Here is a 14,251-nt window from a genome sequence, read left to right as displayed (position 1 = left end):
ATGAAAATCCGTAATCGCTTTACTTTAATTTCTTCTTTGACATTCAGTGTTGTGTTTGTCATTGCTTCGCTGATCACGTATTTTTCTTTCTACAGTTATTCCGAAAAAATCGTGTATAACGAATTGCAGAAAACCTGTTTACTGACAGGTATTTTCTATTTAGAAAAAGACGAACTTCCAGAAAACCAGCATTTAATTATCGGACAGCAATTCCGTGAAAATTCACTTGAAATTGTAACTCGCGTTTACAATAAAGAGAACCAGATTGTCTACGGAGATAAAACTTTAGACAACAATATCAATAAAACTCGGCTGGATTATATTAGAAAAAACAGAAAACTAAGTTTTAAATCCAAACATCATTTTTATTTCGGAAGTTATTACCATGACAATCAAGGAGATTTTGTGGTTTTCGTTAAAAAAAATGACACCGATTTCAAAACCATGACCGATCGATTATTGATCATCATGATTTTGGTTTTAATTTCGGGATTAGTCAGTATTTATTTGGTCAGCCGAGTACTTTCTAATTTGGCTTACAGTCCGATCAAAAATATTATCAATCAGGTTAATGAGATTCAGGCTTCGTCGTTAGACAAACAAATTGTTTCTCCGAATACCAAAGACGATGTTCAGGAATTGATTGAAACGTATAACAATCTGCTGAAAAGACTTTCGGATACTTTTATCATTCAGAAAAACTTCATCAATTATGTTTCGCATGAGTTCAAAACGCCTTTAACTGCCATTTCTGGAAACCTTGAAGTTTTTGCCCAAAAAGACAGAACCAGCGCCGAGTATAAAGAAATGTCTCAGAAAGTGTTAGAAAACGTTTATCAAATCGAAGACACGATGAATACTTTAATGATGCTTTCGGGTCTTCGCGACAATATGGAACTCAACGAAATTTTTAGAGTCGACGAATTGGTTTGGGACATTAACGATCAATTGTCTGCCAGTTATCATTTAAAAGGGCAAATCCAAATTGCGTTAGAAGTTGGCAATGACAAATTGCTTTCGATACAAGGAAATTCAAACGAAATCAAAATTGCATTATTTAATATCATCGAAAATGCGGTTAAATATTCAGAAGGAAATCCTATAAAAATCAGCTTATTAGAACAAAATCAGCAGTTAAAAATTGTGGTTGAAGATCAAGGAAAAGGCATCAGCGAAGACGATCTTCAATTCATCAAACAAACCTTTTACAGAGGTAAAAATGTAAGCGATATTAAAGGAAGCGGCATTGGTTTGACTTTAGCCAATGTAATTTTCAAACAAAATAATATCGAGTTTACCATTACATCCAAAAAAGGCGCTGGAACCACGGTAACACTGGTTTTCCCGAAACTCTAATCGTTTTCTAATCTAACTCTTACTGGTTTCTAACAGAGATCAAATTAGGACTTAATATGCAGCAAATAGCTTTGCAACTTATTAAATCTACTTAATTTGAAACGTATATTTTTAACCTTATTTTTAATTGTATCATTCAAAAGTATGGCACAAAATGCTACTTTAAATGATACAATTGTCTTGTCTAGAAAAAAAGCCGAAGCTATATTTCTGGAAAAAAATATTTCTATTATTTCAGAAAAACTAAACATTGATATTGCCGACGCGCAGGTTATTCAGGCAAAATTATGGCCGAATCCTACGCTAACTGTTGGCGAAATCAATCTTTGGAGCAATGCCACTGCACAGCAACTGCCGCCGTTATGGGGAAATTACGGAAGAACGCAGCAAGTTAATGCTGAACTGGAACAATTAGTTCAGACTGCGGGAAAACGAAAAAAAATGATCGCCATGGAAAAAGTGGGCGTTGATATTGCCAAAGAATATTTCAAAACTTTTTTGCGAAATCTCAAAATTGAGTTTAGAAACAACCTGACTGAACTGCAATACACACAAGCTCAAGAAGCCATTTATAAAAAACAGCTTTCGTCTATGCAAACCTTGATTAAAGCCTATGGCAATCAGGTTGCACAAGGTAATATTGGCAAAGCCGAATACATTAGGCTAAAAGCATCTGAGCTTCAATTTTTAAAAGAAATCAGCGATTTGCAGAAAGCAAATAATTCGTTGCAGCAAGAACTTAAAGTTTTAATGAATCTTCCGCCAACAAATTATATCAAACTTACAGATGAAGGTTTTGTTCCCGAAAATAAAAATATCGACGATATCAATCTTGGAAATCTAATGGCATCGGCTGTAGAAAATCGTCCAGATATGAAAGTGCTCAAACTTGGAAATGACTACAACGACATTAAATACAAATACGAAAAAGCAGTACGAACTCCAGATGTTACGCTTGGCTTAAGTTACGACCGTGGAGCAAGTTTGATGAATGATTTTGTGGGTATTGGTTTTTCATTGGATCTGCCGTTTTTTAATAGAAATAAAGGAAATATAAAAGTCGCAAAACTCGCTATTGAGCAAGGTAAATTAGCTACAGATGAAAAAACGCTGACCATACAAACAGAAGTTTTACAAGCGTATCAGGATTTACTGGTTACCAAAAAACTTTATGATAACGTTGATGCCAGTTATGAAGGTGATTTGGATAAACTATTAGAAGCTTATCGAAAAAATTTCATGCAAAAAAACACAAGCATGCTCGAATATCTTGATCTTGTTGATGCGTATCTGGACAACAAAACCATTTTGTTAAACTCTAAAAAAGACCTCAACAATGACCTTGAAGAACTCCGTTACATAGCGGGTGAAGAAATCAATTAAACCAAATTATCTAAAAAATAATAACATACATAATGAAGAAATTTATTTTACTCCCGATACTTGGGTTACTGCTCGTTTACGGATGTGGCAAGAAAGAAGAAGTTAAAAAAGCACAGGATGAAAAATTCTGCATCGATAAAGAATTAAAAGAAAAAATAACAATCGAAACTGTTCAAAAACGTTCTGTGAGCGAATCGATCAATCTTACGGGAAACATTACTTACAATGGCGATCATGTAGTTCAGTTTAACAGTCTTGTTCAAGGTATCATTACCAAAACTACATTCTCGTTAGGCGATTATGTAAAAAAAGGACAAGTGCTGGCAGAAATTAAAAGTACAGAATTGAACAGTATGCAGTCAGAAAGCAGATCATTGCAATCGCAGATTACGGTAGCCCAGCGCCAGCTGCAATCAACAAAATCAATGTTTGAGGATGGAATTGCTTCTCAAAAAGATTTACTGCAGGCACAAAGCGAATTAGATGTTTTAAAAGCTTCTTTAGGAAATGTAAGAGCCAATTTAGCGATGTTCAGCGCAAGCAGCGACAGATCTGTTTTTCAAATCAAAGCACCAACAGAAGGGTATATCGTAGATAAAAACATCAGTCCCGGAATGCAGGTTACAGATGAAACGAATTCGCTATTTACCATTTCTGATTTAAAAGAAATCTGGATTTTGGTAAATGTTTATACAAGCAATCTGAAAAACATCAGCGAAAATATGGCTGTTGACGTTACAACACCTGCTTATCCGGGAGAAATTTTCAAAGGAAAAATCAATATGATGGCAAAAGTTTTTGATGCCGACGAACATGTTCTAAAAGCACGAATTGTTATGGATAACCGCAATCTGAAACTAAAACCGGGAATGACCGCCGATATTACAATCGATAAAAGTACAGGTGGTGAAGCATTGGCAGCTGTTCCTGCAAAAGCCGCCATTTTCGATAATAACCGTGATTATATCTTAATCTATAAAAACGATTGTACAATCGAAACCAGAGAAATAAATCCAGTCTTAAAAAACAACACTTGGCTTTATTTTGATAAAGGCGTAAAAGAAGGCGAAATGGTGATTACTAAAAACCAGCTTCTGATTCACGAAAGATTAAAAAACTAAGCATCCTTAAAACGGATAAATACAATACAAAACATGAAAAAATTTGTACAAGGTCTGGTTGCTTTCTCCTTAAAAAACTCACTAATTATATTCTTTTTCACAGCCATTTTACTGGTAGCAGGAATTGTGAGTTACATTCACACACCCATAGAAGCATTTCCTGATGTAACGAATACAAGAGCCCGAATTATTACACAATGGCCGGGAAGAAGTGCCGAAGAAGTCGAAAAATTCATCACGCTTCCTATTTCCAAACAAATGAATACAATTCCGAAAAAGGCAGAAGTTCGTTCTATTTCTCTTTTCGGATTATCCGTTGTAACCGTTTTATTTGATGATGGAGTCGAAGATTTTTACGCACAGCAATACGCTTCAAACCGATTAAACGGATTGGATCTTCCAGAAGGAGCCGATGTTGAAATCGATCCGCCGTCTGGAGCAACGGGCGAAATTTTTAGATATGTCATTAAAAGTGATCTGCCAATTAAAGAAATCAAAGCCATTCAGGATTGGGTTATCGAAAGAGAATTGGTTGCTGTTCCGGGCGTTGCCGATGTAGTAAGTTTTGGTGGAGAAGAAAAAATGTTCGAAATCAAAATCAATCCAACCGAACTCGAAAATTACAATTTATCGGCATTAGACGTTTATGAAGCTGTTTCAAAAAGTAATATCAACGTAGGCGGAGATGTCATCAAACGAGGCGATCAAGCGTACGTGGTTCGAGGAGTTGGTTTAATTAATAAAGTTGAAGATATTGGTAATATTTTAATTGAAACAAAAGGCGGAGCTCCTGTTTTAGTAAAGCATGTAGCTGAAGTTTCCATTTCAGCAAAACCAAGATTAGGACAAGTTGGTCTAGACGGAAATGACGATGTTGTGGAAGGAATTGTAGTCATGCTTCGCGGAGAAAATCCAGGTGAAGTAATTGGCAGATTAAAAGAACGTTTGAATGAACTAAATGAAAGAGTACTTCCAGACAATGTTAAAATAGTGCCATTTATCGACCGTACCGAATTGGTTAATACAACCGTAAAAACAGTAACCAAAAATCTTGTTGAAGGTATTTTATTGGTTTCGTTAATCGTGTTTATTTTCCTTTACAACTGGCGAACTTCGCTGATTGTAGCAACTGTGATCCCGCTTTCGTTTTTGTTTGCGATTATCATGCTGCGAATTCAGGGACTGCCTGCGAATTTGATTTCTATGGGAGCGTTAGATTTTGGATTACTGCTCGAAGGTACGCTGGTAATTGTCGAACAAGTTTTTGTTTCGCTCGAAAAGAAAGCCCATAAAGTGGGAATGGAACGTTTTAACGCCATGAGTAAAATGGGATTAATCAAGAAAAGTGTAGGAAGCGTGGCAACTTATATTTTCTTTGCCCTTATTATTTTGATTGTGGCGCTAATGCCAATTTTCTCTTTCACAAAAGTAGAAGGAAAGATGTTCTCTCCCCTAGCCTTTACTTTGGGGTACGCCTTACTAGGTTCACTGATTTTATCACTTACTTACGTGCCTGCCATGTGTAAAGTGATGCTTACGAAAAATATTGTCGAAAAAGAAAACATGATTTCACGTTTCTTTAGAACCAATTTGTACAACCTTTTTAAATGGAGCACCAAACATCGAAAAATAACGATTTATTCTTTTCTAGCTTTATTAGCCGTTTGTTGTGTAAGATTTGCATTTTACGGCTCAGAATTTATTCCGAAGCTGAATGAAGGAGCCATTTACGTAAGAGCTACACTTCCGAATAGTATTAATTTGGATGAATCGGTGCGATTGACAAAAGAAATGAAAGCCAAAATCAGGAAGTTTGAAGAAGTAAAATTTGTGCTTTCGCAAACCGGAAGACCAAATGACGGAACTGACCCAACTGGATTTTTTAATATCGAATTCCATATAGAATTAAAACATAAAGACGAATGGAAACACGACATCAGTAAGGAAGAATTGATTGCAGAAATCAAAAAAGTACTCGATGTATATCCAGGAATTGCATTTGGTTTCAGCCAGCCAATACAGGATAATGTGGAAGAATATGTAGCAGGAGTTAAAAGTCCGCTGGCGATTAAGATTTTCGGAAGCGATCTTTTCCAAATGGAAGAAATGGCCGCAAAAGTCGCAAATTCGATTAAAGATGTAAAAGGAATTGAAGATATCAATGTCTATAAAAATATTGGATTGCCAGAATTAAGAATTCAGCTTGACGATGAAAAAATGGCACGTTATGCCGTTACTACTGCCGATGCTCAGGCCGTTATCAGAATGACGATTGGCGGACAAGCTGCTACCAAATTCTACGACGACGAAAAGATATTTGACATTACCCTGCGTTTTGAAAAAGAATATCGTGATTCTAAAGAAAAAATCGAAGGAATTTTGATTCCGACCATGAATGGTAAAAAAGTGCCCTTAAAAGAAATTGCAACCGTAGAATATAAAACAGGGCCAACATTTATTTACCGTGAAGGAAACAGCCGTTACATTGCTGTAGGATTTAGTATTGAAGGACGAGACTTAGGAAGCACCATCGAAGAAGCACAGAAAAAAGTAGCTGCCGAAGTGAAACTTCCTAAAGAAAATGTCATGAAATGGGCGGGCGAATTTGAAAGTAAAGAAAGAGCTTCCAAACAATTGGCAATGATTGTTCCTGTTGTACTTATCCTTATTTTATGTCTCCTGTATTTCAACTTTGGTAATTTCAAAGATACCATGATTGCTGTAAGCGCAATGCCGTATGCCTTTATTGGCGGATTCTTGTCACTTTGGGCAACAGGAACCGTTTTCGGAATTTCGGCTGGAATTGGATTTATCATTCTTTTTGGTGTCAGCGCGATTGACAGTATTGTACTCATCGGAATGATCAAAGAAAATATGCGCGCCGGAATGCATTTAAGAGATGCCATTTCGCACGGAATTTACAGTCGTATTCGTCCAATTGTCATGATTGCCTTAATGGGATCTTTAGGATTATTACCAGCGGCTTTATCAACAGGAATGGGTTCTGAAGTTCAAAAACCCCTAGCCATTATGATCGTAGGAGGATTAATAACCTGTATGATTCTTTCCTTAACAGTTTTACCGCAAGTTTTCTATCTGGTTTACCGCAAAAAAGATATAAGTACCTATTCATAATTTTAATTGTTATTATTTATTCTGAAAGCACCTTTGAACTTTTTAAAAGTTTGGAGGTGTTTTTTTTGATTATAAAAAAACAATTGCTTCCTGCTTTTGCTGGAGGCAATTCATAAAAACTATCAACAGCTTACATGAACTTATATGGTTCAAAAAATAAATATTACATTTGGTAAAATCAAAAACAAAATGATTGAAATAAAAGCATTTAGTCAGGCAGAAGATTTAAAAATTCCAAGACGTGTTCTAAAGTATGTTCTGGTATTTTGCACTTCGGGAAAAACTACGATTTCTATTGATGAAAATGAATTTACATTAACCGAAAATTCTGTTATCACGATTACTTCTGGGCAGATTCATTATTTTAAAGATATTGAAAATGCTTCTGGTTTTGTTCTCGAATTTACCTATGCTTTTTTCTGTAAAGACGACAGCGACATGGAACTGATTTTCCACAATGGTTTATTCTGCCATTTTGCGATGAATGAAATGATCAAAGTCGATCAGCCCGAAATTGTGGTTCGTCAGCTTGAAGAAATTACAAACGAAATAAATCTACAACCGTATCAATATTTAATTTCTATTCACAGCCGAATTGAGTTGATTTTAATTGAAATCAACCGAACCAAAATAAATCGTGGAGACGAGATCTACAAACCCGATGCTTTATTTCTTCAATTTCTGGAAACGGTAATAAAAAACTTTGAAAAGAATCTTTCGGTAAATGAAATTGCTGGTTTGATTGGTACCACCGAAGCCAAACTCAACGAACTTTCGAAACTGCACTGCAATAAAACCGCCCAAAACATCATCTTCGGATTAATTGTTTCCGAAGCAAAGCGACTGTTGACCTATGAAAAATTATCTGTAAAAGAAGTTGCCTATACTTTGGGTTTTAATGATCCTTTCTATTTTTCAAACTTCTTCAAAAAACACGCTCAAGTTTCTCCAAAATCTTTCAGGGAGAAAATTGTTAGTGCCTAAATGTTTTTAAACACATAGAGACATAGTTTTCTATTTTAAACTTATTAAAAGTTAATGAAATAGAAACTAGTTTCTCAACACATTAGCACTAGGTTTACTTAAAGAAGTAAAACTCGTTTTTTTAAACTTTTACTTTATGCTTCTTTATGTTTAAAAAATTATAATTACATGCTTTTTCCAAGATTCTCTATTTCTTAGCAAACGTTCTTGCGAGATCTTTGTATCATAATAATTACTAATCATTTAGTCATGAAAAGATATCAGGATTCTGCCATTTTTCTTTTACGTATTGCATTAGCCAGCGGATTTATTTCTGCTGTTTCAAGTCGGTTGGGATTTTGGGGAAGTCAATCTTCAGGCTGGGAAAATTTCTTGGCTTACGCCGAAAAAGTCAATTCTTTCGCACCAAAAAGTTGCATTCCCGCAATAGCCATTACAGCCACAATATCCGAATCACTTTTGGGTTTGCTACTTCTCTTTGGCTACAAAACAAGATTGTCATCAATTGCCACATCTGTTTTAACCTTATTTTTTGCCTTAGCAATGACCTATTCTTTTGGTGTAAAAGATCCTTTAGATTATTCGGTATTTGTCTTTTCAATGGGCGCTTTTCTTTTATCAACTGTCGAAAAATACCAATGGAGTCTGGACGAAATTCTTTTAAAAAATTAAAGACATAAAGACATAGTTTTTCGGATTAAAAAAAGATAGCTAAAGAAACAAGTTTCCACACATAGCTAAACTATGTGCATTTGAATTAGTGAAACGCCTTTTTAAATCTTCGAAAAACTATACTTCTATGTAAAAAATAAATATACACAACGCATTAAACAATTAAAAATCAATTACAATGGAAAAACAAATTGCAAAAACAAGCGAAGTAAACTGGAAACCTCTTATTGAAGAAGGTGTAAATACAGAAGGTATTTTTTATAAAGTATTACGCTTTGACGAAGCCGCCAACAGACCTAAAACTTTTTTATTAAAATTTGAAGCTGGCGCTTCGTATCCAAATCATATCCATCCCAGCGGAGAAGAAATTTTTGTCTTGGAAGGCGAAGTCCGATCTGCAAAAGACGAACTGAAAGCAGGCGATTATTTATACATGCCTCCTGAAAGTATACATTCCGTGTTTTCAAAAACGGGTTGTACGCTATTGTTTGTTGTACCGGAAGAGGTAGTGATTTTGAAGTAAAAACTAATCAGTCTACAAGAAACTCCTTTGAGGCTTTAGCCAAATATATTTTTGGGCTAAAGCCTTTTTATTTTACCAATTAATAACTTCCAGCTAAAGCAGGAGGCAATTCAAATAATTGAAATCTTTAAAATTACTACAGCATATTTATCTCAAATCCTTCTTTATAACCAAATATTTCAAATCAGTATTTCCCGCATTGCTTATTTCGTGTTCTGCATTTGGCGGGCAATATAAACTGGTATTTGGTCCAACCACAACTGTTTTACCATCTAGAAAAAAAGAAGCCGAACCTTCTAGAATATAAAAAAATTCTTCTTCGGGATGATGGTGTGGCGCGTGCGTCGATTTCCCTGGTTCTACAATACTCATTTTTAAAGTGTTTTCTTGAGTAAAGTTTTTATCGGCAAACCAATATTGATAGCCTACTTTGGTTTTGGTGGCTTTGTCTATTTCAAAGTGATTCACACAGTTTTCGATAGTGTATTGTGGTGATGTTACTTCTTTTTTGGTTTCCTGTGCGAAGGCTGTTTGTTGGAAAAGCAAAAGAGCGATTGTGGTTTTTAGGGTCGTTAGTGTGTTCATTTTTTTATTGTAATGTTACGAAAAAATTGAACACAAGTTGTTTTATACTAGTTTTGCTTTTACAACTCAACTGCTAAAAGTTCTTTCCCTAAATTATGCAATGCATTTTCTATTTTCATACGTTGTTCAGCCTTAGGGGTTCGATGTCCAGTTGCATAATGTTGTATTTGTTTCTGATTAATTCCTGTAATTCTTTCTAACGCAGAATTTGTAAATATACCTTTGTAATAGCTTAGCAAACTTGCAACATCAAACTTATAAATCAGTTCATATTCACTATTCAAAAAGGATGGTCTATTTGACGAATCAAGTTCTCTTAAAGTTTCAATGCAATCCAAAACATCTTGCTTACATTCTTGCACTGTTTCCCCACCTCCAACAATTGCTTCTTCATTTTCAGCGTATCCCCAAAATCCATCTTCGTTTCTTTCAATTGCAATTCTAATTGTTTTCATAATATTTATATCTGAGGATTAAAGTCCCATTTGTTTTCTCAATTTTTGTTCTAAGCCCTTTCCTAATTCTTTTGATCCATGGTTAGGAATTACAACTTGCTTACCATCTTTTTCATAAATTTCATGACTTCCTTTGCCTTGCCTCAAAAACACCCAGCCGTTTCTTAGTGCTTCTCTAATAAATTCTCTTGATTTCATTTTTAACGACTTTACAAAGATAGTAAAAATACTATCTTTTACATTTTTTAATAAACAAAAATAAATATTCGAATTTAAATTATATAAGAAAAAACTTATTTTTTTAAAACTTTTGCTGAGTAAATATTATTCAGATTTCGTTCCTAGAAAATTTTTTGCCATAACACTTTGACAAAGTTCTTCTGAAAAATATACTTTCTCACCTAGCTCTCCCAGTAGCTGTCGGGAAAACGGCATACTTTGAAAACAAAAAATGTTCTGCTCCAGAAAAATATTTTAAAATTATTCTCCTAAAAAAACTTCAACTACGAGCAAATTTGAACCAGGCTTTGCAGAATATCAGAAATAAAAACTACTTTTAAAACCGCTTCAAAAGCAACTTTTAAAACTTTTTATCATGAATGCATTCCAACTTAAAATAAAAGCACACCTTTTATTTGTTATTACTTTAACTTTTACAAATTTTATATACGCTCAGACATCAAAAGAAAAAAGTCATGACTTAATAGCAAAAGGCGCCCTTCTCACAAAACTATCCGATCAATTCAGTTTTACAGAAGGACCTGCTTCAGATAAGAAAGGAAATATTTATTTTACGGATCAGCCTAATAATAGAATCATGAAATGGTCGGTTAATGGCGAAGTTTCTGTTTTTATGGAAAATGCAGGAAGAGCTAACGGTTTGTATTTTGATCACAAAGGCAATCTTTTGGCCTGCGCCGATGAAAAAAACGAACTTTGGAAAATAGACCAAAACAAAAATTATACGGTAATACTAAATAATTTCGAAGGAAAAAGGCTGAATGGTCCCAATGATCTTTGGGTTGACCCAAAAGGCGGTATCTATTTTACAGATCCTTTTTACCAAAGGGACTACTGGACACATACTTCTAAAGAAATAGAGAAAGAATGCGTTTACTATTTATCTCCAGATAAGTCCAAAGTTATCAACGTTGATAATGATCTTGTAAAACCTAATGGCATTATTGGAACTTCGGATGGAAAAACATTGTACGTAGCTGATATAGAAGCAAATAAAACCTATTCTTATACCATCGAAAGTAATGGTTCTTTAGGCAAAAAAACGCTGTTTACTGAATTAGGTTCAGATGGAATGACAATAGACGAGTCGGGAAACATTTATTTAACAGGAAAGGGAGTTACCATATTCAATCCGCAAGGAGAAAAAATAGCCCACATTGATGTTCCTGAGCCATGGACCGCTAATGTTTGTTTTAGAGGAAAAAAATTCAAAACATTATTTATTACAGCCAGTAAAAGTGTTTATACATTAGAAATGAACATTCGGGGAATGAAATAATCGATATATTTTTAACTGGACTGAAGTCCAGCCCTACAATATGAGACATTTCTTCGGAATTTTTCTTGCCATCTGATACAAAAAAGAGCCCCTGGCTCTACGAATATTGTAGAGCTGGACTTTCAGTCCAGTTGAACATGGATTTTTTTTGTCTTTCTATAGAAAAATTATGAAAATGATTCGTTCTCGCCTAGCCCCGATCGAAACGGCATCCTTTTGTGTTGGGGTTCAATACAAAAGATATAGTGTAGAGCGGGACAAAACGTCTTTAAAACGAAAAATGTTCTGCTCCTAAAAAATATTTTAGAAATTAAAAGTCTAGTAAAATCAACACTTCACTAGCATTTTTAATATTACTTATTGTACGATAAGAAAATATTATGATAAAAATATTTTGAAATTCAAAAAACCGCCATACATTTGCCTAACAGTGTTAAACAATTTAATACTCGAATATAATGGCTAGTAAAGATCGAATTTTAAGACAAAAAGAAGAGACAAGAAATAATATTCTTGGCGCTGCTTATGATATCGTGAAAGACGAAGGCTGGAATGGTTTGAGTATGCGTAAAATTGCCGACAGAATCGAATATACCGCTCCTATTATTTATGAATATTTCTCGAATAAAGAAGCAATTTTGGAAGAACTGACTGGCAAAGGTTTTATCAAGCTGACTAAAGAATTGCAAACTGCAATTGATAAGTTTGAAAAACCCGAAGATCAATTAGAAGCCATGTGGATGACTTATTGGGACTTCGCTTTTACTAATACTGAAATGTATCAGTTGATGTTTGGTGTTCAAATGACTTGCTGCGCACAGCGATGTTCAGCTCAAGAGGGACCTTACAAATTATTCACTCAGGTAATTGCTGATGTAATGAAAGACAGCAATCCGAGTCAAGATATCATAAAACAAAAGTACTTCACTTTCTTTTCTGTTATTCATGGTTTAATCGCCATCAACATCATTAATAAAAGTGATATTTTAGAAACAATTAATGCTCAAATTTTAAAAGATGCCATTGGGGGTATCATCAAATCAATACAATAATATTTTTTTCAATTTTTACTTAACGGTGTAAAATTATTTAATTGGATAATATAAAATCCTTTTTTTTATAACCTTAACTTAACACTGTTAGAAAATTTAATGAGGTAATAAAACTCTTTTTTTGGACTTTTACTTAACAACGTTAGATAATTTAATACCGATTTAAAAAGAGAACTTAAAATGATAAAAGTATAGAAGTTTGTGCTCATTTACTTAACAATGTTAGAAAATTTAATTCAATTAAATATGAATCCCGAGAATGCCACAATACAAAAGAATTTAATCCGAGAAAATGTTCAACCAATTAAAACCACTATGAAAATGAAAAATGTAATTATAACCAGTTTTATTCTGGCACTAGTGTTAAGCAGCTGTGCCGATAAAAATCAGGCTCCTACTGCTCCACCACCACCGGTTTTACCAGTGTTAGCTATTACAAGTGCAAACACAATCACTGACTCTGAATATCCTGCTTCTATACAAGGAACTGTTGACGTTGAAATTCGACCACAGGTAAGCGGTAACCTTGACAGAATTTTTGTTGACGAAGGTGCTTACGTAAATAAAGGACAAACGTTATTTAAAATCAATGAGCGTCCGTTTCGCGAGCAGTTAAACAATGCTTTAGCAAGTCTTCATGCAGCCGAAGCGGCTTTAATCAACGCCAACTTAGAAGTTGATAAATTGACTCCGCTAGTTCAGAACAAAGTAGTTTCTGATTATCAGTTAAAAACGGCTAAAGCAACTCAAAAAATTGCTGCTGCAAATATTGAACAGGCAAAAGCAATGGTAGGTTCTGCAAAAATTAATTTAGGATATACTAACGTAACTGCACCAGTAAGTGGCTACATTGGAAGATTACCTAAAAAACAAGGAAGTTTAGTTTCTGCAACTGATGTTGAACCTCTTACTACTCTTTCTGATGTACATGAAGTATTTGCTTATTTCTCTTTAGGTGAAACTGATTTCATCAACTTTAAAGAGCAATATGCGGGAAGTTCATTAGGGGATAAAATCAAAAAATTACCTCCAGTTACTTTGATTCTGGCTGATAACAGTGCTTATCCAAAAACAGGAAAAATCGATATGGTTGACGGTCAGTTTGATAAAACTACAGGAGCTATTACGATTAGAGCAACTTTCCCAAATGCAAACGGAGTTTTACGTTCTGGAAACACAGGAAGGATTCGTTTAGGATTAAACCACAATGATGCCATTTTGGTTCCGCAGGCTGCTACTGTTGAAATGCAAGATAAGGTATTTGTTTTCACCGTTGGAAAAGACAACAAAGTAACTAAAATGCCAATTACTGTCGTAGGGAAAAGCGGTACGAATTATTTAATTAAAGACGGCGTAAAATCTGGTGATCAAATCGTATTAAGCGGTATTGACAAACTTCAGGACGGACAAGCGATTCAGCCTGAAAAATCAACTAAAGTTGCCGAAGTAACTAACAAAAAATAATC

The 14,251-nt window shown here is 34.5% G+C and carries 13 protein-coding genes; 10 read left to right on the top strand and 3 right to left on the bottom strand.

The genetic code is table 11. The annotated features are described in order from the left end of the window. The 7 genes from J0383_RS20190 to J0383_RS20160 all read left to right on the top strand — a co-directional run bounded on the left by J0383_RS20190 (position 1) and on the right by J0383_RS20160 (position 9,174). Positions 1 to 1,356, top strand: a complete 1,356-nt coding sequence (locus J0383_RS20190; protein WP_207295749.1) for a sensor histidine kinase — start codon at positions 1 to 3, stop codon at positions 1,354 to 1,356. Positions 1,357 to 1,500: 144 nt separating this feature from the next. After that, positions 1,501 to 2,739, top strand: coding sequence for a TolC family protein (locus J0383_RS20185; RefSeq protein WP_207295748.1), 1,239 nt, complete (start codon positions 1,501 to 1,503; stop codon positions 2,737 to 2,739). Positions 2,740 to 2,771: 32 nt separating this feature from the next. Next, positions 2,772 to 3,860 (top strand): efflux RND transporter periplasmic adaptor subunit, encoded by a 1,089-nt coding sequence (locus J0383_RS20180; RefSeq protein WP_207295747.1) that lies wholly within the window; start codon positions 2,772 to 2,774, stop codon positions 3,858 to 3,860. A gap of 33 nt (positions 3,861 to 3,893) precedes the next feature. Beyond that, positions 3,894 to 6,995 (top strand): efflux RND transporter permease subunit, encoded by a 3,102-nt coding sequence (locus tag J0383_RS20175; RefSeq protein WP_207295746.1) that lies wholly within the window; start codon positions 3,894 to 3,896, stop codon positions 6,993 to 6,995. Positions 6,996 to 7,184: 189 nt separating this feature from the next. Further along, positions 7,185 to 7,979 (top strand): AraC family transcriptional regulator, encoded by a 795-nt coding sequence (locus tag J0383_RS20170; RefSeq protein WP_207295745.1) that lies wholly within the window; start codon positions 7,185 to 7,187, stop codon positions 7,977 to 7,979. Positions 7,980 to 8,228: 249 nt separating this feature from the next. Beyond that, positions 8,229 to 8,651, top strand: a complete 423-nt coding sequence (locus tag J0383_RS20165) for a DoxX family membrane protein (RefSeq protein WP_207295744.1) — start codon at positions 8,229 to 8,231, stop codon at positions 8,649 to 8,651. A gap of 178 nt (positions 8,652 to 8,829) precedes the next feature. Then, complete coding sequence (locus J0383_RS20160) at positions 8,830 to 9,174, top strand: cupin domain-containing protein (RefSeq protein ID WP_207295743.1); 345 nt, start codon at positions 8,830 to 8,832, stop codon at positions 9,172 to 9,174. Between the two features lie 147 nt (positions 9,175 to 9,321). On the opposite strand, the gene J0383_RS20155 is transcribed toward J0383_RS20160, so the two are convergent. From J0383_RS20155 to J0383_RS20145, 3 genes are read right to left on the bottom strand one after another with little or no spacing between them, the layout of a single operon-like run. Further along, positions 9,322 to 9,759, bottom strand: a complete 438-nt coding sequence (locus J0383_RS20155) for a cupin domain-containing protein (protein ID WP_207295742.1) — start codon at positions 9,757 to 9,759, stop codon at positions 9,322 to 9,324. 59 nt (positions 9,760 to 9,818) lie between these two features. Continuing rightward, positions 9,819 to 10,214: a type II toxin-antitoxin system HicB family antitoxin gene (locus J0383_RS20150; protein WP_207295741.1), complete on the bottom strand. Its 396-nt coding sequence runs from the start codon at positions 10,212 to 10,214 to the stop codon at positions 9,819 to 9,821. 18 nt (positions 10,215 to 10,232) lie between these two features. Continuing rightward, complete coding sequence (locus J0383_RS20145) at positions 10,233 to 10,412, bottom strand: type II toxin-antitoxin system HicA family toxin (protein ID WP_207295740.1); 180 nt, start codon at positions 10,410 to 10,412, stop codon at positions 10,233 to 10,235. A 397-nt stretch (positions 10,413 to 10,809) separates the two neighbouring features. Here J0383_RS20145 and J0383_RS20140 point away from each other — a divergent pair, with 397 nt between their 5' ends. The 3 genes from J0383_RS20140 (at position 10,810) to J0383_RS20130 (ending at position 14,249) form a co-directional block, all read left to right on the top strand. Then, positions 10,810 to 11,733 carry an SMP-30/gluconolactonase/LRE family protein gene (locus J0383_RS20140; protein ID WP_207295739.1) on the top strand — a complete coding sequence of 308 codons (924 nt, stop codon included), beginning with the start codon at positions 10,810 to 10,812 and terminating at the stop codon, positions 11,731 to 11,733. Between the two features lie 458 nt (positions 11,734 to 12,191). Next, positions 12,192 to 12,785 (top strand): TetR/AcrR family transcriptional regulator, encoded by a 594-nt coding sequence (locus J0383_RS20135; protein WP_207295738.1) that lies wholly within the window; start codon positions 12,192 to 12,194, stop codon positions 12,783 to 12,785. Between the two features lie 246 nt (positions 12,786 to 13,031). Continuing rightward, positions 13,032 to 14,249, top strand: a complete 1,218-nt coding sequence (locus J0383_RS20130; RefSeq protein WP_207298740.1) for an efflux RND transporter periplasmic adaptor subunit — start codon at positions 13,032 to 13,034, stop codon at positions 14,247 to 14,249. Positions 14,250 to 14,251 lie beyond the last annotated feature (2 nt).

The sequence above is a fragment of the Flavobacterium endoglycinae genome, assembly GCF_017352115.1.
Lineage (GTDB): Bacteria > Bacteroidota > Bacteroidia > Flavobacteriales > Flavobacteriaceae > Flavobacterium > Flavobacterium endoglycinae.
Note: the sequence above shows the minus strand (reverse complement) of the source record. Positions and strands in the feature narration are given on the sequence as shown.

Excerpts from the sequence above, each read along its gene's own strand:
- J0383_RS20190 (WP_207295749.1), top strand. The coding sequence starts at position 1 with ATGAAAATCCGTAATCGCTTTACTTTAATTTCTTCTTTGACATTCAGT.
- J0383_RS20185 (WP_207295748.1), top strand. The coding sequence starts at position 1,501 with ATGGCACAAAATGCTACTTTAAATGATACAATTGTCTTGTCTAGAAAA.
- J0383_RS20180 (WP_207295747.1), top strand. The coding sequence starts at position 2,772 with ATGAAGAAATTTATTTTACTCCCGATACTTGGGTTACTGCTCGTTTAC.
- J0383_RS20175 (WP_207295746.1), top strand. The coding sequence starts at position 3,894 with ATGAAAAAATTTGTACAAGGTCTGGTTGCTTTCTCCTTAAAAAACTCA.
- J0383_RS20170 (WP_207295745.1), top strand. The coding sequence starts at position 7,185 with ATGATTGAAATAAAAGCATTTAGTCAGGCAGAAGATTTAAAAATTCCA.
- J0383_RS20165 (WP_207295744.1), top strand. The coding sequence starts at position 8,229 with ATGAAAAGATATCAGGATTCTGCCATTTTTCTTTTACGTATTGCATTA.
- J0383_RS20160 (WP_207295743.1), top strand. The coding sequence starts at position 8,830 with ATGGAAAAACAAATTGCAAAAACAAGCGAAGTAAACTGGAAACCTCTT.
- J0383_RS20155 (WP_207295742.1), bottom strand. The coding sequence starts at position 9,759 with ATGAACACACTAACGACCCTAAAAACCACAATCGCTCTTTTGCTTTTC.
- J0383_RS20150 (WP_207295741.1), bottom strand. The coding sequence starts at position 10,214 with ATGAAAACAATTAGAATTGCAATTGAAAGAAACGAAGATGGATTTTGG.
- J0383_RS20145 (WP_207295740.1), bottom strand. The coding sequence starts at position 10,412 with ATGAAATCAAGAGAATTTATTAGAGAAGCACTAAGAAACGGCTGGGTG.
- J0383_RS20140 (WP_207295739.1), top strand. The coding sequence starts at position 10,810 with ATGAATGCATTCCAACTTAAAATAAAAGCACACCTTTTATTTGTTATT.
- J0383_RS20135 (WP_207295738.1), top strand. The coding sequence starts at position 12,192 with ATGGCTAGTAAAGATCGAATTTTAAGACAAAAAGAAGAGACAAGAAAT.
- J0383_RS20130 (WP_207298740.1), top strand. The coding sequence starts at position 13,032 with ATGAATCCCGAGAATGCCACAATACAAAAGAATTTAATCCGAGAAAAT.